The sequence below is a fragment of the Pseudogracilibacillus sp. ICA-222130 genome, assembly GCF_037892545.1.
Lineage (GTDB): Bacteria > Bacillota > Bacilli > Bacillales > Amphibacillaceae > Pseudogracilibacillus.
In genome coordinates, this window is record NZ_JBBKBG010000040.1 from 1 (window position 1) to 18,939 (window position 18,939).

Genomic DNA, 18,939 nt, shown 5'->3' on the forward strand with positions numbered 1-18,939 from the left:
TGGCTCTACAATATATGGTGTTGGTGGAAGAAATTCACTGGCATTTTTTATGCATAAAAATAGAAAACAAGTGAATTTCTCTTTAGAATTAAGTCGTCCAAAAGCATAAATCCTTATAATGGCGACAGATGTGCAGTCTTTAACAGATATCGCTGAGAATTGTTTGATGTTCACCTAGACGGTGTAATGCGTCATTACAATCGAAGCGAAAAAACACCATAAACAATACCAATCCTTGCCTAAGCACTTATCATTCGATAAAATGAAGGTTAAGAAGGTCACCAACACTATTTGACATAAAGCCTTTCATTTCATCTTGTTATTTCATGACAAAATTGTCACAAATGCCAATGTTTTTAAAGATTTTGAAACGGAATACATGAAATAAGTGGACGATATCATGTATAATGATGGTTGCAAACTTTATGAAGAGGTGACGTTTTATGTGGTTGGAAATTCAAATATTTGGTTTCCGTGCATTATGGAGTCCATATTTTTTAACATTTTTAATTGCTGTGTCGATTTTATATTATTTAGTAACTGGACCATATCGGCATAAATTCGGTGGAGATGAAAAACCGACGAGAAATCAGCAAATTTTTTTCTATAGTGGGATTATTTTAACGTATATTGTGAAAGGATCTCCAATTGATTTAATGTCTCATATTATGATGAGTTATCATATGGCTCAGACAGCTATTTTATATTTCGTCATTTCAATCTTTTTTATACGGGGACTACCTGTTTGGATGTGGGAGAAATTCGTTAATATTAAAATTGTCAAAAAAATAATGAAAGTAACAACACATCCTTTAATCGCACTTGTGTTATTTAACAGTTTGTTCTCGATGTATCATTTACCAGTAATATTTGATTATACGAAAACACATTTAGTCGTACATTCAACTGTAACAATTGTTTTATTCATTTTATCCATGAATATGTGGTGGCCAATTTTATCCCCACTTAAAGAACATGCAACATTAAATCCATTATTAAAAATGGCATATTTAATTGGAAGTATTTTAATTATTTCCATTGCTTGTGCTTTAATGATATTCTCAGGAAAATCATTATATACAGCTTATAATTCAGATGGTGCTTGGATACAGGCAATGAGTTTATGTGTGCCATCCGATGTATTAAATGGGATTTCTGATAGTTTATCTGGTGCAGAGATGTTTTCTCCATTATCGGCTGCCGAGGATCAGCAATTAGGTGGAATTTTAATGATGTTCATGCAACAGATTTTTTATGGTTTTGTTTTAGCCTATATTTTCTTTGGATGGTTTACGAAAAAGAGCTTAGAAATTGATCCAATGCCAAAGTCTATTCCGAATTCAAAAGAATAATGGACGTGCATTTTTTCTAATAGAAAAGGGATGTTAGTAAAATAATATTTTATTAACATCCTATTTCTATATATTATTTCATTGAACATAAAGACGGTACTGTTTATTTTTCAATAAACAGTACCGTTTTGACTAGTTTCTTTCTAGTCTGTTTTATTGTATTCTGATTTTTGAATTAGCCTAATTGTTCTAATTCATCGTTTACACCAACAACAAGGTTGTGTGCACGTTCCATTAAGTTTTTAGGGAAGTTTTCTTCTTCACCATACTCAATACCATGTGGATAGTAATGTTTTCCTAGTAAAGGTGTTTTAATCTTAATTACTGCTGTTTTACTATCGACATCTCCTTCAATAGCTTCTCCTTGAATACGTACATAATATGTAACGTTTTTCTCTTGCGAATTGATTTTGTAATCGTATGTAACACGTTCATAGTCCCAGCTTTCACCTAAAATAAAAGCATGTTTACCCATTACGTAGTTTAATGTTGAAATATCGATTACCTTATTATCAATACCTGTGTTTTCTAATTTCATCCTATTACACCTCTTTAAATAGTATCTTAGCTTAATGATAGTTGAAATATGGATAACTTGCAATAAATTATATAAATATTCGTTAATTTATACGTTTATCTCATCCTTTATTAGTATAATATAAATGGAGGAGTATTTCTAATTAGGAGGACTTTATGAAAAGGTTTTTATTATTTGTTATTACAGTCTGTGTATTCGGAAGCATATATATATTTGTTCAAGAAAATAATCTACTCGTTTTATTAGAAGAACATTGGGAGGAATTTAAAAATCCAAAAGAAGAAATTGTTCTCAATGAAGAGTTAATAATAGAGGAACCGGAAGAGGCTTTGTATGTCGATCATAATTTATCTGAATTTATAGGTCTAGATGTAAAGGAAATAATAGAGATGTTTGGTGAACCAAAAAGAATTGATCCAACACCATATGGATACGATTGGTATGTGTATACGAACGAAACAACATCTCATGTACAAATTGGCATAAAAAATGATCAGGTAAATACGGTTTATGTCATGGGAGATAGTATTAATATAGAGCCATTACAATTTGGTCAGTCATTTGATGAGGTTCATGAAATGGTTTCATTTGAAAATGCAGTAACATATAAAAACGGATTTTCTTCTTATACGTTTAAGGTGAAGGAAAATGAACGAAAAAAAACCCCGCTTATTCAGTTGTCAAATGATGTGTTTATCCAATGTTATTTTGATACGACAATAGATTCATTAACAGCTATTCGTTTAATCGATGCAGAAACATTGTTACAACAACGAATGTATGAATTAGAATATCGTGGACCATTACCAGATGAATTACAAGAAAACGATGATAGTTGGACTGAAATTGAAGCAGCAATGGAACAACAAATTATGGAAATGACAAATGTATTACGTCATTCATTTGCGTTACCATTATTATCTCCTCATGAAGAGGTAAGTGATGTCGCTCGTGCCCATAGTAAGGATATGTATGAGCATGATTATTTTGCACATGAACGCCCAAATGGTGAAGGTTTAAAAGAACGATTAGAGGAAGGAAATATTTACTTTGTTACTGCTGGTGAGAATATTGCAGCACAACACTCGGATAGTATTGCTGCAATGTTTGGATGGTTAAATAGCGAAGGACATCGTGAAGCACTGTTAAATGATCAATACACACATTTAGGAGTTGGGGTTTATCGTTATTACTACACCCAAAATTTTGTCACTCAACAATAATTGAATGCCAATGCATTTTCATTTATATGAAATCATGTTAAAATGGAAATGGAGGTGTTACTAATATGATTATGACATTAGAACACGTACAAATACTTGATCAAACAGATCATCTAATCGACATGATTAAGCAATCAGATGTGATGCAGGAATATGAATGTGCTTTAAAGCAATTAGAAGAAAATGAAGAAGCACAATCATTAATTCAATCCTTTAAACATATAAAAGAACATTATGAAGATGTTCAACGCTTTGGAAGATACCATCCAGATTATCAAGAAATTATGAAGAATGTTCGTAGTTCCAAAAGAAAAATGGACATGAATGAGTATGTGGCGAAATTTAAACTCGCTGAAAGAAATTTACAAACATTTTTAGATGATATTAGTGAATCCATTGCTAGAAGTGTAAGCGAAAAAATTATCGTCCCGAAAGAGAATGGGCTACTTTCTGATTCCGGTTGTTCTAGTGGTAGTTGTGGAACCGGTGGATCATGTGGTTGCCAAGCTTCATAATTAGAAAATTATATTATAATAGGAGTAAGAAAATGAATCATACACGCCAAGGGTTAATCGTTTGGTTTCAACATCGAAAAAATATAAAACAAATTAAAAAGCACGGGAACTTAATGTATGTTTCAAGGAAACTTCGCTATGCAGTTTTGTATGTCGATATAGAAGATGTGGAAACTATCGAAGCATCATTATTAAAATTTCCTTTTGTATCAAAAGTAGATCGTTCGTATAAACATCTATTGAAAACAGACTATGAAAATGCTTTACCAGATAAAGCGAAACAGTATGATTATAAGACGAATTAATATTTTTTTAGGTTGAAACAAAGAAATTGTATATTGAAAAAGGACGAATACATATATATCATGCCGTTCTTCTCATCCGTACATTTCATTGTTTCAATCTTATTTTTTTTGGTGAAAAATATAAGCATGTAAGGTGGGGATTCAATGCGCGTTATTGCAGGAGATTTAAAAGGAAGACACATTAAAACAGCGAAAGGATTAAAAACACGTCCAACGAGTGATAAATTAAAAGAAGCAATTTTTCATAAAATTGGTCCTTTTTTTGATGGCGGGAATTGTTTAGATCTATTTGCTGGGAGTGGATCACTTGGGATTGAAGCAATTAGTCGTGGCGTGGAACACACGGTATTCATTGATCAGTCGATAGACGCAATTCGAACGATTGAACAAAATGTGACACAATGTAAGATTAAAGACAAATGTGAAATATATCGCAACGATGCTTTTCGAGCATTACATGTACTAAGTAAGAAAGACATGAAATTTGATTTAGTCTTGCTTGACCCACCTTATGATAAAATTAATTATGAGAAAATGATGAAAGCGCTTGAAAAGGCGGACATTTTAAACGATAATTGTATCGTATACATAGAACATCGTCCAGACGAAAAACTTTCCATACGAGAAGAAATTTTCACTATTAAAGACGAAAAGAAAATTAATAGTACGACGAGTATTACAATTTTGAACAAAAGAAAAACGGGGGTATAAGTTGTGGGAAAGAAATTAGCAATTTGTCCAGGAAGTTTTGATCCAATTACGAATGGTCATTTAGACATTATTACAAGAGGTGCAAAAGTGTTTGATGAAGTTATTGTTGCTATTTTTAATAATTCATCAAAACAACCGTTATTTACAGTAGAAGAACGAATTCACTTAATTCAAGAAGCAACTAAAGATTTACCGAATGTATCGGTAGACGTGTCAGAAGGATTATTAGTTGATTATGCACATGAGAAGAAAGCAGACGTAATTTTGCGTGGATTAAGAGCAGTTAGTGATTTTGAATATGAAATGCAAATTACGTCTATGAATAAAAAATTAGAACCAACGATTGAAACATTTTTCATGATGACGAATAATCAATATTCATTCTTAAGTTCAAGTATTGTAAAAGAAGTGGCAAAATATAAAGGCTCCATTGATTGTTTAGTACCGGAAGTTGTAGCGAAAGCATTACGTGAGAAATTTAAGTAATACGCCGATACTTGATAATCAAATAGATACATAATGTAAATGTTGTTATATAAAATCCATATTGCTCAAAAAATTGTACGGCATGATAAGTAGTAGTTGGTATATTGGCAACCTCAGTACTTGTTACTTCTTTTATTTTGGTTGAAAAAAAGACTTGATAACTACAATATGTAATAAGAACAGAAAAAATGCTTTGTAATAGCCGTCCAAAAAAATAAGGAGAAAATCGAATATCGGTTTTACTTATGACAGATGCAACTTGTGCTTGGATGGACAAACTATGAAAACCTAATATAAAGCTAACTGCACATAATTTTATAATGGTAGGGACTGAATGCAATGAAGCAATTAATTCAGTCCCTGTTGTTATTTCAAATAAACCTGTAAAAAATGGTGTGACGATAGGTTTTAAAGATGTTGGGACGAAAGGCTCGATTACTTTTTCAAAAAAATAAATCGTATGCAATAAATGGGTAATGACAGAAAATAAAATTATGAATCCGCCAATAATAAGTAATGTTTGTATAGAAGATTGCACGGCATCTCCTAATTTTTCTCCGAAAGCGCGCTTATCTAATATTCGTGTTCGATGTATCGCACGTAACGCACGGACAGATATACTTGTCTGTTGCTCGATTTTTTGAGTGCTTGGTTGATTAGCGTAATAAAACTTCATGCAAAGACCGACGAATATATTACTCATATAATGACTTAATGCGAGTAAGATTCCTATATATTGATCATGAAAAAAACTTATCGCAATGACACCAAATAAAAATAGTGGGCTCGCTGCATTAGAGAATGTGAGTAGTCTTTCTGCTTCTATTTGATTAATATAGTTTTTTTCACGCAAGGATACAGTTATTTTTGCTCCTAAAGGATATCCACTCGCCATCCCGACGATAAATGCAAAACTACCTGCTCCTGGTACACGAAAGAATGGTCGCATGATCGGTTCGGATAATATGCCAATTGCTTGGACAATTCCATACATCATAAGTAGTTCGGACATAATAAAAAAAGGAAGTAAGGACGGGAACACAATATCAAACCATGTTTGTAAACCACGTATACTTGCATATAAAGTATGTTGTGGTAATAAAATAAATAATAATGCCATGATTGATATCGAACAAGCGATGAGGATGGAATAATATTTTTGCATAGTTTCCTCCAAGTTTTATAATAATGAAACGTTCCTTATATACATATACGAGAAAATCGATGAAATATGTTATATTTAACATAAATAAAATAGTAGAAGGTGAAGAATATACCTATGAAAAAAATGAACCGAAGAATATATAGTACCTTAATTTTATTACTATTAATAGGTTTTTTATTTACATTTCGCTTACCATTCTATGTGCAGCAACCAGGCTCAGCAGATGGTTTATCAGAAATGGTTGATGTATCAAACGGATATGAAAGCGAGGGTGAATTTCATTTAGTAACAGTAAGTGGATTTCAACCAACGATATTTGATTATGTAGTTGCTTCTTTTTTGCCTTATAGGGATATTTCACCGATTGAAGATATTATTCCAGAGGGTACGACAGATGAAGAGTACCAGCACTATCAATTAATGTTAATGGACGGATCTAAAAATGCTTCCTTAGTTGTCGCATATAAGGCTGCCAATAAACATGTAGAAGAAAAAAATAATGGGGTATATGTCGTTCGAATAGTGGAAAATATGCCAGCTGAAGGTAAATTGGAGATGGGGGACCGAATTATCCAAGTTGACGATGTAGAAGTAACGGAATCAAATGATTTAGTGGACTACGTTCAAAATAAAGTTGCCGGAGATGTATTACATATTACATTGGACCGGGATGGAAAAATCTTAGAAGAAAGCGTAGAGGTGCAGCAATTTGCAGATAAAGATGGGGTTGGAATTGGTATTCAATTAGTGACAGATATTAAAGTAGAAGTGGACCCTGAAGTAAATGTTGATAGTGGTTCTATTGGAGGCCCTAGTGCAGGTTTAATGTTTTCGTTAGAGTTATATAATCAATTAGTCGAAGAGGATATAACGAAGGGAAAACAAATTGCTGGTACTGGTGAAATTGATTCGAAAGGAAATGTATTGAGAATCGGTGGTATAGATAAAAAAGTGGTCGCGGCACACAAAAAGAATATGGAAATATTTTTTGCACCGAATGAAAAAGGTCGAGAAGACTCTAATTATAATGTTGCAAAAGAAACGGCGGCAGAACTTGGAACAGATATGAAAATAGTACCGGTTGATACGTTTCAAGATGCATTGGATTATTTAGAGCAACTCGACTAAAGGATAATAGGTAATTGAAACTCTTGTTTTCTTAATGATTCCCTAATTTTCGGGGAGAATATAGAATAATACACATTTGTTGCTTTTTCATCTAAGTAAAGTAATGAAGCTGTTTTTTTATTTAAATTAGATACAATTGGAATACTAATTTGTTTTTTAATTTGCCGTATGTATTGTTGTCCGGTTTGATTCATACCTAATAAACGGATGTATGGAATTGGTTTAGATGTAAAGGTATCAATTTCTTGTTTTGTCGTATTCGTTAAAATATGTGTACACATTCTTTGTATTCTCGCAGTCGTATATCGGTTTGTACGTACTGCTTCAACAAATTGCTCAAAGCTATTTGCTTTTTGTATATGTTTTTTAAGGCGATGTTCGATTCCCTCATCAACAGAATGGAGTCCCTGAAGTGCTTTCGTTTCTGTTGTAATTAATTTATAATATAAATAAGGGAAATAAGCTTCCCAATGATGCCATGTATTAGTAATTGTTTGATATGTGTGTAATACATCAAATGAAGCGGGAGGGATCGTTTGCTTTACTTCTTTAAGTCCATTTGTTTGTAATGCGCTTTTACGAATACTTGTAGCACTTGCAATGGAATGTTCAATCGATTCATCATGATAATGATTATGCAATCGTTGAATCGCAACAGGTTCAATTGGAAAATTATTTTTTAAAATCGTTTTCATATAATGGAATCCTAATATGTTATTTGGTTGTTTCATATCAATCATATCCATACCGATTGCTTCATATCCTTTTTCCGTTGCTTTTGGATAGGAAAGACCTTTTTGAATATGTTTTCTTAATGTAGCTGAAAACGTAGATTCATGATGGATATATTGTGCAACAGCCTTATTCATGGCATCCGTATCACCAGATTCACTACCGAAACAAATATGTGCAACTTTTAGTGCGTGCAATATTTGCACAGCTCCTTGTGCAAATAAGTTACTACTTTGCACAGCGAATGCATAAGGTAATTCTACAACGATATCCACACCAGATTGAAGTGCGGCTTTCGTTCGGTGATGTTTATCGATAAATGCAGGTTCGCCTCTTTGGAGAAAAGAACCACTCATCACTGCAATAATGACAGAGGCATTGGTCCTTTTTCTCGCTTCTTCAATGTGGTGAACATGTCCATTATGGAATGGATTGTATTCAACAATAAGGCCACAAGCTTTCATTTCATTCCCTCCAATCTATTTGCTTTTATTATTGTACCAAAAATATTTATAAAGCAACAATGATTTTTAGCGAAAAGGTTGACAAAAACCGTTTTTCCTTTTAAAATACTCTTGTTGCCTTGAGGTGATAAAATGATATTTTCAGCAATAGAATTGCAACAAAAAGCAGCGATGGAACCATTTGTTTTCCAAGGGGAAGTAGATGTATCCTCGTTAGCAACATCGACTAATAATGATATTAGACAAATTGATCCTGTTTTTATTAAAGGGATGTGTACAGTTGACCGACAAGAATTAATTTTCTCTTTTTCAATAGAAGGGAAAATGATTTTACCCTGTGCACGAACATTGGTAGACGTTCCATATGCATTTAAATTTGATGTAACAGAAGTTTTCTCCACCGCACTTGTACTAGAGGAAGAAGATGAGGAAGATGAAGTACATCTTGTTACAGACGATCTGATCGATTTAACTCCATTAATTGAAGAGCAAATTTTACTAAAAATGCCATTTCGTGTGTTTTCAGAAGAAGAGGCTTTGGATGGAGGAGAAGGTTGGACATATTATTTAGAAGAGGAACGGATCGAAGAAGAAAAAAACAAAATTGATCCTCGTTTGGCGAAATTACAAGATCTTTTTCAAAACAGTGATCAAAATGACTCAGAATAAGTGTGCTCCTATTTTTTAGAAAAAAGGGCTACTTACATTCTTTAGTTTATCATATTATGAAGATTGGAATTCCTTAAAGGAGGTGTTCGTCGTGGCAGTACCTAAGAGAAGAACTTCAAAGAAAGTTACGAACCAACGTCGTACGCATAAAAAACTTCATGTACCTGGATTAGTAGAATGTTCCAACTGTGGTGAATACACAAAACCTCACCATGTTTGTAAAGAATGTGGACATTATGACGGGAAAGAAGTAGTTGAAAACTAAATTTCGTTTCTAACGAGAAAAATGAGATATTTGGCTTTGTTCCATAAACGCGGTAACGCTTTTACATAGAACAACAAATATCTCATTTTTTATTTTTATAGGAAATCGTTTATAACGGCAGAATGAGATATGTTATGATAGTACATAATGATATTGTAAACGGAGAGATATATGTGGAGAAACTTGTGTTATATGAAGAAACAGAATATGGTATTTTAACTTTAAATCGCCCGAATAAGCGCAATGCCATTTCGAGAAAAATGGCGCAACAATTAGAGGACATATTGGACGATATAAAACAACGTCCAATTAAATTTCTTCTTATTCGAAGTGAAGGTTCTGGAGTTTTTTGTGCTGGTGGAGACTTAACGGAATTACACGGAGATTTAAATGAGGAAGAGGCATATGAAGCTTTACATATCATGAAAACAGTTTTACATAAAATATTAACGTTTCCAGTGCCAACAATCTGCTTATTACAAGGAAATGCGCTTGGTGGTGGATGTGAATTGGCGACTGCGTGTGATTTTAGACTTGTGAAGGAAGATACGACATTTGGTTTTGTACAATCAAATTTAGGTATCTTACCTGGTTGGGGTGGTGGTGCCATTTTATACAAAAAGGTTGCGAAAAACTTTGCGTTTCAATGGTTAACGAAAGGCTCAATTTATGGTGCGTCTTATTTATATGAGAAAGGGTGGATCCATTCGATTATAAAGAAAGATGACTGGAAAGATGTAGATACTTTCTTACAACCTTATCTATCAAAGTCTTATGATCAAATGTGTTTTTTAAAGGCACAGTTTTTAGAGGCCTTAGAGGTGGAGGAATTGTATGAGGCGATGGATCGGGAATCGCGTCGTGCAGCAAAATTATGGCCGTCTGAACATCATCAGCAAGCAGTGAATGCTTTTTTGCAAAGATAGATGATCACTCAATTATTTGATTATCATTTATTTTATCGTGACATAAAACGGTAATGTTTACACGTTCATAAACATTACCGTTTTTGTATGTGTGGGTTTGCCCACGATTTATTTTTCTTCTGTTTCTTCAGCCTTTTTTGTTGTTTCTTTCTTTTTAGCAGGTTTTTCTACACCTAAACGGCTTGGTGGTTGAATCGCTTCTTTAACTCCTTCAGGCATCCAAATATACGGATTTTCGCCGAAGTCACGTTCAATATTATAGGATGCAGATTCAAAGCCCATCTTCTCCCAAAATTCATTTGCTTTAATGAAAGGGTTCGTTTTAATTGGCACATTGAAACTCTTTGCGAAATCAACTAATGCTTTTGCATAACCTTGGTTACGATAATCTGGTAGTACTTCTAACTTCCATAAGACATAATAATCTTGTGGAGGATTGAAATAATGATCATACTCCTTTGAACGCTCATAAAGACTCATTCGAGCAATTAGTGTGTTACCGTAATAAATCCCATAAAATGGTGATTTACTGTCATTCTCAATCATTTCATTTTGCAAATCTTCTAACATGGATAATTCTTGTGCTCCATATTGTTGGAATTGTTTGAAGTCTTCTAATGTTTTATAATTAATTAATAATCTTTCTACCTTAACCATGATAACGCTTCCCTTCTATTGTTTATTTTTTTTCATCATATTTTATATCTATCTCTATGTACAATTATAATACAAATTTGTTTATATTGAAAACTTCTAATTATACAAAATGATATAATTGTATAATACGTTAAGATAAGATATATTTATCTCTTCTCACTTTTATGTAAAACAGTATATAATGTAATATGTTATTAGTGAGCAGAAAATGGTTCGTTCAAATTTATTTCGTTTAATAGAAATGTGAGGTGTGAGCATGAATATAGGAATTGTAGGCGGTGGTTCAATAGGTTTATTATTATGTAGTTATATCAGTGAGAAACATGATGTGACTTTATATGTCCGAAGAGACGATCAAAAAAATGCATTACTCGAACACGGTGTTCAATTGTATGAACAATCAGCCTTTAAAAGAAATGTTCGACCTCATATTTCACTCATAGAACATATAACAACCCATGATTGTTTATTTATTTGTGTCAAACAGCCAGAAATTCTCCATTTGGTTCAGCTACTTTCCTCTGTTCCATCGAATATGCCTATCATATTTTTGCAAAATGGTATGGGACATATAGAGAGTATAAAACAACTTACCCATCCAACATATGTTGGCGTTGTGGAGCATGGGGCAAGCCGCATGAATGATGTGCGAGTAAATCATTTAGGGAAAGGTAAAATGGTTTTAGCTACATTATTCAATGGAGATAAAGAAAAGGCACAGCAATTGGTAGATAACATACATCAACCAACATTTCCTTTCCAATTGGCAAATGATTGGCAAACTTTATTGGCGAATAAATTAATCGTAAATGCCGTTATTAATCCATTAACAGCATTGTTTGATGTGCCAAACGGAGACATTTTAGAAAATCCACATATACACTCGATTGCTAGAAGGTTGTGTGAGGAAGTTTCAGGAGCATTACAATTAAATATAGAACATAGTTGGGATCTTGTTTGCATGATTGCCAACAATACAAAGCATAATACATCTTCTATGCGTGCAGATGTGTTGGCAAATCGTGAAACAGAAATAGAAGCGATGAATGGATATATTGCAAAAATAGATCCAACACGTCACTTAAATTATTGGATATACATTAGTATATTAGCGTTAACAGAAAGAGGAAGGAATTACGATGCTAGATAAATTAGTACATTATTTACCAGTTATTATTATTGTAAGTCCGATCGTATTTACAATTATTTTATACCAAGGAAATAAATTAATATATAAACATCGCTGGAGAGCGATTCATTTTATGGTGCAAATAAGTGCTTTTATATATCTTTTTGCAGTGACATATATGTTAGAGAGACTTGTGCCGTTTACAATTACTGGATATATCGTTATTACGATTTTAGTCGTTTTAGCAATATTACTTATCCGTCAATGGAAAAAAGATACAGAAGTTGTCTTAAGTAAGGCATTAAAAATGTTATCACGCATATTATTTTTAATATGTTTCGTTTTATATATTGTTTTAGTAGTGGTGGAAATTGTACGACTGTTTTCATAACACTTATAAACAGATTCCATGAAAAGATATAATATTTAAAGTACAATACATAGGAATAGACTATAAAAGGAGATATCGGACGAAATGTTAGTTCAATCTATCCAATTAAATAAAACGAATCAACTGATAAATGAATATCGTAAGGAACAAGATTTCGTTACGGAATATTTTGATTATAAACCTTTTACAGAAGTAAAAGAACGTGCAGCATATGTACAACAAATAAAGAGAGATCGTAAAAAGCTTGTAGACGTCTTATATAACATGAATCGAAATTGGAATGCACCTCAAAGTACATTAAGCCAAATTGAACGATTAAAAGATGAAACGAGTGTAGTCGTAATCGGTGGTCAACAGGCAGGTTTATTAACAGGACCATTATATTCTTTAAATAAGCTTATTTCTGTTTATCGATTTGCGAAAGAACAAGAGGAATCACTAGGTGTTCCTGTCATTCCAATATTTTGGATTGCAGGAGAGGATCATGATTATGATGAAATCAATCATATTTATACCGTCCGTGATAAAAAAATAACGAAACATATAACCAAACAACAAGAATGGATAAAGAAATCTGTTTCCTCTATTCCATTAGATAAACAAAAAACAGCGGATTGGTTGCGGAAAGCATTTTTAGATTTACATGAAACTGTTCATACGAAAGATTTATATACAAAGATGGAAAATTGTTTACAGCGTGCACATACATTTGTTGATTTCTTTGCGCTCATTATTTTTGAATTGTTTAAAGATGAAGGTATTGTCCTCGTTGATTCGGGAAACGAACAGTTACGTCAACTAGAAGGAGAACACTTTACAAAAATATTTGAACAGAGTGAACAAATCGCTGAAGATGTATATGAGACCGTACAAACATTACAACAGCAAGGTTATAATGTTCCGTTGGATGTTGAGAAAGATGATGTCCATCTGTTTTATCATGATGAACACGGTGAGCGTATATTGTTGAAACGTGAGGAAAATGAATTTGTTGGAAAAAATGGAGAAGTAACATTAACGAAAGAAACATTGTTACATATTGCGCAAACAACACCAGAAAAATTAAGTAATAATGTCATTACAAGACCGATGATGCAGGAATTGCTATTTCCTACGCTTGCATTTATTGCGGGAGATGGAGAAATCAGTTATTGGGCAGCATTAAAAAAAGCTTTTCATATAATTGGTGAAAAAATGCCACCAGTTGTCCCAAGATTATCTTTTACGTATGTTCCAAAGCGAACGGAAAAGCTTTTAGACCAAAGAGTCATCCAAGTAGATGAGGCAATTCGTGAAGGTGTTTCGCAAAAGAAAATGCAATGGTTAATGGCACAAACGCATGTTCCAACAGAATATCTTTTTGAAGAAGCAAAAGTAAGTTTAGAAAAAATTCATGCTCCATTACAGGAAATGGCAGCGAATATTGCGCCAGACTTACATGAAGCATCGAAAACAAATATCCATCTCATGATGGAACAATTATCATTTTTGGAACGTAAAACGATGCAGACAATTCGTGAACAACATGACGAGGTAATGGGACAATTTGAAGAGTTGGACCTTGTATTACATCCAAATGGTGGATTACAAGAACGTGTGTATAGCCCACTATTTTTGTTAAATGAGTATGGAGAGAATTGGATACAACAAATAAATCAATTATCCTCCATTCCGTTTACAGAAGATCATTTTGTCGTATATTTTATGGGATAGAGTTATCCACATTACATAAAACACTAAAATATAAAATAACAAACCCTGTTCTAAAGCGTTAAAAGCGCAAAGGAACAGGGTTTTTCTATGTCAAAAATGAACTCAATAGTTGTAAGAATAATGGATTTATGTGATATATTGTTTATTTTTTTAACGGTTTTATAAGGATAAATAGCTCATTTTTATAAAAAGGGGAAAAAATGTGGAAAACATGTGGAGGAAAGTGGGGGATTGTGGTAGAATAATCACATGGAAGGGTTGAATAGATATGTTTATGGGAGAATACCAACATAACATTGATATAAAAGGAAGAATGATTGTTCCTGCGAAGTTTCGTGAGGGGCTAGGGGATTCTTTTGTCTTAACCCGAGGGTTAGATAACTGTCTATTCGTTTACCCGATGGATGAATGGAAAATTTTGGAGGGTAAATTAAAACAACTTCCATTAACGAAAAAAGATGCAAGACAGTTCACAAGGTTTTTCTTTTCTGGGGCTGTCGAATGTGAAATTGATAAACAGGGGAGAATAAATATACCTGCAACATTACGTACATATAGCAAACTGGAAAAAGAATGTATCGTAATAGGTGTTTCAAATCGAATTGAGATTTGGTCGAAAGAAGTTTGGGAAGATTATTTTGAAGCATCTGAAGAGTCATTCGAAGATATTGCAGAAAACTTATTAGATTTTGATATATAGAAGTAGGTGTACAAGATGACACATAGTGAACATGAAAGTGTGTTAAAAGATGAAGTAATCGAATCATTGCATATTAAGCCAGATGGTATTTACGTGGACTGTACATTAGGTCGTGCTGGACATACATTTGAAATAGCATCTCGTTTAAATGAAAAAGGGAAAATAATTGGCTTTGACCAAGATGAAGCTGCCATACGTGCGGCAACTGAGAAATTAAAAGACTTTTCTCCATTATTACTTCATCATAATTTTCGACAACTTGAATCAGCTTTACAAGAAAATAACATTGGTCAAGTAGATGGTATTTTATTCGATTTAGGTGTATCTTCCCCCCAATTTGATCAAGGAGATAGAGGGTTTAGTTACCGCTATGATGCTGAATTAGATATGCGGATGGATCAACGACAATCATTAACAGCGAAAGATATTATAAACGAATGGCCGTATGAACAACTGGTAAAGATGTTCTTTGTATATGGTGAGGAAAAATTTTCAAAGCAAATTGCAAGGAACATTGAAAAGAGGAGAGAGTCTTCTCCCATTGAAACGACATTTGACTTGGTTGAAATAATAAAGGAGTCTATTCCAGCAGCTGCAAGGCGTAAGGGAGGCCATCCGGCAAAAAGGATTTTCCAAGCATTACGTATAGAGGTAAATGACGAGTTAAAAAGTTTTAATGATGCACTACATCAAGCGGCAAAGGTGGTAAGGATTGGTGGGAGAATTGCTGTCATCACTTTTCACTCGTTAGAAGACCGATTATGTAAACAAGCGTTTAAAAAATGGACGACAGAAAAGCCCGTACCTAGAGGATTACCAATCGTTCCAGAAGAATTTGCTGCACCATTCAAACTAATTACAAGGAAACCAATTATTCCAACAGAGGAAGAAATTACAAGAAACCGAAGAGCAAGATCAGCAAAATTAAGAGTAGTTGAAAAAGTGAAGGAATGGGATGATTCCTTTATATATGAAGAAGGGTGGCGGAAATAATGCAATCAAATCATGCTAGAAGTTGGCAAAGGGACTACATAGAAAGACAACAGCAACAACAGAAAAAGGTTGTAAAAAAAGTTAAAAAACGTAAAATATTAACTAAAGGTGAAAAAATTATTTATACATTCTTTAGTATGGTCGTTTTAATTGCATCTATTTATATCGTATCATTTGCTTCTACAACAGATGATTTAAATCGTGACATTCAAAAATTAGAAAGCGAAGTTCAACAACATAAAGTTGTAAATAAAGATTTAGCATTTGAAATTAGTGAGTTAAGTAAGCCAGAAAGAATTACAAAAATCGCTAAAGAAAATGGATTAAAAATTCAAGAGGCAAAAGTGAAACGAGTACTAACGACGAATGATTAAGTCAGGATGAATCAAGATGAAAAAAAATAAACGTACAAATGTCGTTTCAAAATTAGTTTTATTATTTTTTGTACTCGCTTTTTTAGTTATTACGGGAAGATTTTTATACATACAAGTAAGCGGGGAAGTGAAGGACCAAAACTTAAAACAGCTAGCGAAAGAAACACGTGAAATAAGCTTTGAATTAGAAGCAGAACGTGGGAAAATACACGATAGCAATGGGATGATTTTAGCATATAATCGCCCAACATATCGTGTTTTTGCTATATTAGATGAAAACCGTAAGACACGTACCAATGCACCAGACCATATTGTGGATAGTGCAGACACGGCAAAAAAATTAAGTAGTGTGCTAGATATTGATGAAAAAGAAATAAAGAAAAAAATCGATGAAGGTAAGGAAAAAGGGCGTTTCCAAATCGAATTTGGAACGAAAGGGAGAAAACTTCCACAAGAAAAGAAAGAAGAAATTGAAGACCTTCAATTACCTGGAATTCACTTTTTAGAAGATTCTATTCGCTATTACCCGAACGGTATGTTCGCCTCTCATATTTTAGGATTTGCACGCCAAAATGAAGAAGATGAAACAGTAGGGGTAACCGGAATTGAAAAAGAAATGAATGAATCTTTAAGTGGAAAGAATGGGTATATTTACTATCACAGAGATAGTTATGGGAATAAATTATTAAATCCAAACGAAGTGGTTCAGAAGGCAGAAAATGGCCATGATATTTATTTGACGATTGATCAAAAAGTACAAACGTTATTGGAAGATGTATTATCTCAAGTAGATGAACAATATGAACCTGAGAAAATAATGGCTGTTGTGATGAATCCAAAAACAGGTGAAATTGTTGCGATGAGTAATCGTCCGAGTTTTAACCCGAATGATCCTGGGAAGGTAAAGAATTGGTATAATGACGTTATTTCCTCTCCATTTGAACAAGGGTCTACGATGAAAATATTTACGTGGGCTGCAGCAATGGAAGAAGGCGTATATGACGGGAAGGAAAAATTCAAATCTGGAAAATATATCATTAATGAAAAAGTAAGAGCAATTAGTGACCATAACAATGGAAAAGGATGGGGGAAAATATCGTATGATACAGGATTCCGTCGTTCTTCTAACGTTGCCTCTTCTAAATTAATTTGGGAGAAAATGGACCCAGATGATTTTCTAAAGTATTTAAAGAACTTTGATTTTGATAAACCGACAAATATCGACTTACCGAGTGAAGGCCAAGGGAAAATATTATTTGACTGGCCGGCAGAAAAATTAACGACATCGTTTGGACAAGGAAGTACAACGACTGCGATGCAATTAATTAAAGCAGCAAGTGCCATTGCAAATGAAGGAAACATGATGCAACCTTATATAATAAAAAAAGTGGTTGATTCCAATACAGGCGAGGTAGTGGAAGAAAATAATCCATCTGTAGTCGGTCAACCAGTTTCTAAAGAGACGGCAGATAAAATGATGGACTTAATGGCTTCTGTTGTTAACTCTAAAGATGGTACAGGAAAAAACTACCGTTTGAAAGATTATACGGTTGCTGGAAAAACAGGAACTGCACAAATACCTAACCCAGATGGAGACGGTTATTTACCTGGTAAATCAAACAATATGTATTCATTTGTTGGAGTGGCACCAAAAGATGATCCACAATTATTAATGTATGTTGCAGTAAAACAACCAAAATTAAGAGGGGATGAAACAGGGTCAGAACCTGTCGCATTTATTTTTAATAATGTGATAGAAAACGGTCTTCATTATTTAAATATTGAACCAGACAAAGAATCAGATGATGATTCTAATGAACATACAAGAACAATGCCACAGGTCATCGACAAAACAGTGAAACAAGCAAAAAAAGACTTAGAAAATATTTCGGAAAATATTACTGTCGTTGGGGATGGGAAAAATGTATTAGCGGTGAATATAAATGAGGATGAAGAAGTTGTTTATGGACAACATATTATGCTCATAACGGATAAACCAACGATACCTGATTTAAAAGGATGGTCTAGTAGAGATGTTTATCAATTAGGTACATTGTTAGAAATCGATGTGAAAGTAAAAGGAAATGGCTTTGTGACGAAACAAAACATTAAAAAAGGTTCAAAAATTGACAAAAAGGTAACATTAGAAGTTGAATTAAAAAAACCATAAATAAACGTGAAAATGAAATAGATTTGTTATCATATGACAATAAATCTAAACATAAGGAGCACCTCTGTAAGTTTTTAAGTTGATACTTTTACTTTCTCAGAGGGTGCTCTTTTTGTATGTTTACCTTTCATACATAAAAAACTCCAGTAATATTTTATGAAAACTCTTTTTTCAGTTGTACTTGATTTTATTTTATAAACGGTGTTAGTAATAACTAGCGGAAAAATTTTAATACCATGAGAAGTTTAAAAACAACCTTAAAATATTTACATATCGGGTGACTATTATGAACTGTTAACACAAGTGTATTTTGCAATTGAAAAGTTTAGAAAA

General features: G+C 33.2%; 21 protein-coding genes. 17 read left to right on the forward strand and 4 right to left on the reverse strand.

From position 1 onward, the window contains the following. The first annotated feature begins 443 nt into the window (after nt 1-443). On the forward strand, nt 444-1,352 hold the full coding sequence (gene ctaG / locus WKT09_RS12270; RefSeq protein ID WP_340416302.1) for a cytochrome c oxidase assembly factor CtaG: 909 nt from the start codon (nt 444-446) through the stop codon (nt 1,350-1,352). Between the two features lie 175 nt (nt 1,353-1,527). Here the strand turns inward: ctaG and WKT09_RS12275 are convergent, their stop codons facing one another. Then, the gene (locus WKT09_RS12275) at nt 1,528-1,890 is read right to left on the reverse strand and encodes a YugN family protein (RefSeq protein WP_336265836.1); all 363 of its coding nucleotides are present in this window, start codon (nt 1,888-1,890) and stop codon (nt 1,528-1,530) included. 155 nt (nt 1,891-2,045) lie between these two features. On the opposite strand from WKT09_RS12275, the gene WKT09_RS12280 reads away from it, so the two are divergent. From WKT09_RS12280 to coaD, 5 genes are all read left to right on the forward strand, one after another. Continuing rightward, the gene (locus WKT09_RS12280; protein WP_340416303.1) at nt 2,046-3,113 is read left to right on the forward strand and encodes a CAP domain-containing protein; all 1,068 of its coding nucleotides are present in this window, start codon (nt 2,046-2,048) and stop codon (nt 3,111-3,113) included. Nucleotides 3,114-3,178: 65 nt separating this feature from the next. Next, complete coding sequence (locus WKT09_RS12285) at nt 3,179-3,628, forward strand: YlbF family regulator (protein ID WP_340416304.1); 450 nt, start codon at nt 3,179-3,181, stop codon at nt 3,626-3,628. 32 nt (nt 3,629-3,660) lie between these two features. Then, complete coding sequence (locus tag WKT09_RS12290) at nt 3,661-3,933, forward strand: YlbG family protein (protein ID WP_340416305.1); 273 nt, start codon at nt 3,661-3,663, stop codon at nt 3,931-3,933. 144 nt (nt 3,934-4,077) lie between these two features. Beyond that, the gene (gene rsmD / locus WKT09_RS12295) at nt 4,078-4,644 is read left to right on the forward strand and encodes a 16S rRNA (guanine(966)-N(2))-methyltransferase RsmD (protein ID WP_340416306.1); all 567 of its coding nucleotides are present in this window, start codon (nt 4,078-4,080) and stop codon (nt 4,642-4,644) included. A gap of 3 nt (nt 4,645-4,647) precedes the next feature. Then, nucleotides 4,648-5,130: a pantetheine-phosphate adenylyltransferase gene (coaD, locus tag WKT09_RS12300; RefSeq protein WP_340416307.1), complete on the forward strand. Its 483-nt coding sequence runs from the start codon at nt 4,648-4,650 to the stop codon at nt 5,128-5,130. Here the strand turns inward: coaD and ylbJ are convergent. Further along, nucleotides 5,123-6,295 (reverse strand): sporulation integral membrane protein YlbJ, encoded by a 1,173-nt coding sequence (ylbJ, locus tag WKT09_RS12305; RefSeq protein ID WP_340416308.1) that lies wholly within the window; start codon nt 6,293-6,295, stop codon nt 5,123-5,125. The genes coaD and ylbJ overlap by 8 nt on opposite strands. 114 nt (nt 6,296-6,409) lie before the next feature. On the opposite strand from ylbJ, the gene WKT09_RS12310 reads away from it, so the two are divergent. Beyond that, a complete protein-coding gene (locus WKT09_RS12310) occupies nt 6,410-7,423 on the forward strand; it encodes a SepM family pheromone-processing serine protease (protein ID WP_340416309.1) in 1,014 nt (337 codons plus the stop codon). On the opposite strand, the gene WKT09_RS12315 is transcribed toward WKT09_RS12310, so the two are convergent. Beyond that, a complete protein-coding gene (locus WKT09_RS12315; RefSeq protein WP_340416310.1) occupies nt 7,420-8,619 on the reverse strand; it encodes a nucleotidyltransferase in 1,200 nt (399 codons plus the stop codon). The two genes, WKT09_RS12310 and WKT09_RS12315, sit on opposite strands and share 4 nt — an antisense overlap. A gap of 132 nt (nt 8,620-8,751) precedes the next feature. Here WKT09_RS12315 and WKT09_RS12320 point away from each other — a divergent pair, with 132 nt between their 5' ends. The 3 genes from WKT09_RS12320 (at nt 8,752) to WKT09_RS12330 (ending at nt 10,479) form a co-directional block, all read left to right on the forward strand. After that, entirely contained in the window at nt 8,752-9,288 is a 537-nt protein-coding gene (locus tag WKT09_RS12320; RefSeq protein ID WP_340416311.1) for a YceD family protein, read from the forward strand. A 91-nt stretch (nt 9,289-9,379) separates the two neighbouring features. Then, nucleotides 9,380-9,553, forward strand: coding sequence for a 50S ribosomal protein L32 (rpmF, locus tag WKT09_RS12325; protein WP_336265826.1), 174 nt, complete (start codon nt 9,380-9,382; stop codon nt 9,551-9,553). Between the two features lie 173 nt (nt 9,554-9,726). Beyond that, nucleotides 9,727-10,479, forward strand: coding sequence for an enoyl-CoA hydratase/isomerase family protein (locus WKT09_RS12330; RefSeq protein ID WP_340416312.1), 753 nt, complete (start codon nt 9,727-9,729; stop codon nt 10,477-10,479). A gap of 108 nt (nt 10,480-10,587) precedes the next feature. Here WKT09_RS12330 and WKT09_RS12335 read toward each other — a convergent pair whose 3' ends face one another. Next, nucleotides 10,588-11,136: an N-acetyltransferase gene (locus WKT09_RS12335; RefSeq protein ID WP_340416313.1), complete on the reverse strand. Its 549-nt coding sequence runs from the start codon at nt 11,134-11,136 to the stop codon at nt 10,588-10,590. A gap of 256 nt (nt 11,137-11,392) precedes the next feature. Here WKT09_RS12335 and WKT09_RS12340 point away from each other — a divergent pair, with 256 nt between their 5' ends. The 7 genes from WKT09_RS12340 (at nt 11,393) to WKT09_RS12370 (ending at nt 18,606) form a co-directional block, all read left to right on the forward strand. Continuing rightward, a complete protein-coding gene (locus WKT09_RS12340; RefSeq protein ID WP_340416314.1) occupies nt 11,393-12,286 on the forward strand; it encodes a 2-dehydropantoate 2-reductase in 894 nt (297 codons plus the stop codon). Beyond that, on the forward strand, nt 12,276-12,656 hold the full coding sequence (locus tag WKT09_RS12345) for a DUF3397 domain-containing protein (protein ID WP_340416315.1): 381 nt from the start codon (nt 12,276-12,278) through the stop codon (nt 12,654-12,656). The genes WKT09_RS12340 and WKT09_RS12345 overlap by 11 nt, the downstream gene beginning before the upstream one ends. Before the next feature lie 84 nt (nt 12,657-12,740). Continuing rightward, nucleotides 12,741-14,369, forward strand: coding sequence for a bacillithiol biosynthesis cysteine-adding enzyme BshC (bshC, locus tag WKT09_RS12350; RefSeq protein WP_340416316.1), 1,629 nt, complete (start codon nt 12,741-12,743; stop codon nt 14,367-14,369). A gap of 268 nt (nt 14,370-14,637) precedes the next feature. Then, nucleotides 14,638-15,069: a division/cell wall cluster transcriptional repressor MraZ gene (mraZ, locus tag WKT09_RS12355; protein ID WP_340416317.1), complete on the forward strand. Its 432-nt coding sequence runs from the start codon at nt 14,638-14,640 to the stop codon at nt 15,067-15,069. Between the two features lie 15 nt (nt 15,070-15,084). Next, on the forward strand, nt 15,085-16,062 hold the full coding sequence (gene rsmH / locus WKT09_RS12360; protein WP_340416318.1) for a 16S rRNA (cytosine(1402)-N(4))-methyltransferase RsmH: 978 nt from the start codon (nt 15,085-15,087) through the stop codon (nt 16,060-16,062). Continuing rightward, nucleotides 16,062-16,436 (forward strand): cell division protein FtsL, encoded by a 375-nt coding sequence (gene ftsL, locus WKT09_RS12365; protein WP_340416319.1) that lies wholly within the window; start codon nt 16,062-16,064, stop codon nt 16,434-16,436. The genes rsmH and ftsL overlap by 1 nt, the downstream gene beginning before the upstream one ends. Before the next feature lie 16 nt (nt 16,437-16,452). Next, entirely contained in the window at nt 16,453-18,606 is a 2,154-nt protein-coding gene (locus tag WKT09_RS12370) for a penicillin-binding transpeptidase domain-containing protein (RefSeq protein ID WP_340416320.1), read from the forward strand. Nucleotides 18,607-18,939 lie beyond the last annotated feature (333 nt).

What these genes read in the sequence shown, in the direction of transcription:
- ctaG (WP_340416302.1), top strand. Translation starts at nt 444, where the DNA reads ATGTGGTTGGAAATTCAAATATTTGGTTTCCGTGCATTATGGAGTCCA.
- WKT09_RS12275 (WP_336265836.1), bottom strand. Translation starts at nt 1,890, where the DNA reads ATGAAATTAGAAAACACAGGTATTGATAATAAGGTAATCGATATTTCA.
- WKT09_RS12280 (WP_340416303.1), top strand. Translation starts at nt 2,046, where the DNA reads ATGAAAAGGTTTTTATTATTTGTTATTACAGTCTGTGTATTCGGAAGC.
- WKT09_RS12285 (WP_340416304.1), top strand. Translation starts at nt 3,179, where the DNA reads ATGATTATGACATTAGAACACGTACAAATACTTGATCAAACAGATCAT.
- WKT09_RS12290 (WP_340416305.1), top strand. Translation starts at nt 3,661, where the DNA reads ATGAATCATACACGCCAAGGGTTAATCGTTTGGTTTCAACATCGAAAA.
- rsmD (WP_340416306.1), top strand. Translation starts at nt 4,078, where the DNA reads ATGCGCGTTATTGCAGGAGATTTAAAAGGAAGACACATTAAAACAGCG.
- ylbJ (WP_340416308.1), bottom strand. Translation starts at nt 6,295, where the DNA reads ATGCAAAAATATTATTCCATCCTCATCGCTTGTTCGATATCAATCATG.
- WKT09_RS12310 (WP_340416309.1), top strand. Translation starts at nt 6,410, where the DNA reads ATGAAAAAAATGAACCGAAGAATATATAGTACCTTAATTTTATTACTA.
- WKT09_RS12315 (WP_340416310.1), bottom strand. Translation starts at nt 8,619, where the DNA reads ATGAAAGCTTGTGGCCTTATTGTTGAATACAATCCATTCCATAATGGA.
- WKT09_RS12320 (WP_340416311.1), top strand. Translation starts at nt 8,752, where the DNA reads ATGATATTTTCAGCAATAGAATTGCAACAAAAAGCAGCGATGGAACCA.
- WKT09_RS12335 (WP_340416313.1), bottom strand. Translation starts at nt 11,136, where the DNA reads ATGGTTAAGGTAGAAAGATTATTAATTAATTATAAAACATTAGAAGAC.
- WKT09_RS12340 (WP_340416314.1), top strand. Translation starts at nt 11,393, where the DNA reads ATGAATATAGGAATTGTAGGCGGTGGTTCAATAGGTTTATTATTATGT.
- WKT09_RS12345 (WP_340416315.1), top strand. Translation starts at nt 12,276, where the DNA reads ATGCTAGATAAATTAGTACATTATTTACCAGTTATTATTATTGTAAGT.
- bshC (WP_340416316.1), top strand. Translation starts at nt 12,741, where the DNA reads ATGTTAGTTCAATCTATCCAATTAAATAAAACGAATCAACTGATAAAT.
- mraZ (WP_340416317.1), top strand. Translation starts at nt 14,638, where the DNA reads ATGTTTATGGGAGAATACCAACATAACATTGATATAAAAGGAAGAATG.
- rsmH (WP_340416318.1), top strand. Translation starts at nt 15,085, where the DNA reads ATGACACATAGTGAACATGAAAGTGTGTTAAAAGATGAAGTAATCGAA.
- ftsL (WP_340416319.1), top strand. Translation starts at nt 16,062, where the DNA reads ATGCAATCAAATCATGCTAGAAGTTGGCAAAGGGACTACATAGAAAGA.
- WKT09_RS12370 (WP_340416320.1), top strand. Translation starts at nt 16,453, where the DNA reads ATGAAAAAAAATAAACGTACAAATGTCGTTTCAAAATTAGTTTTATTA.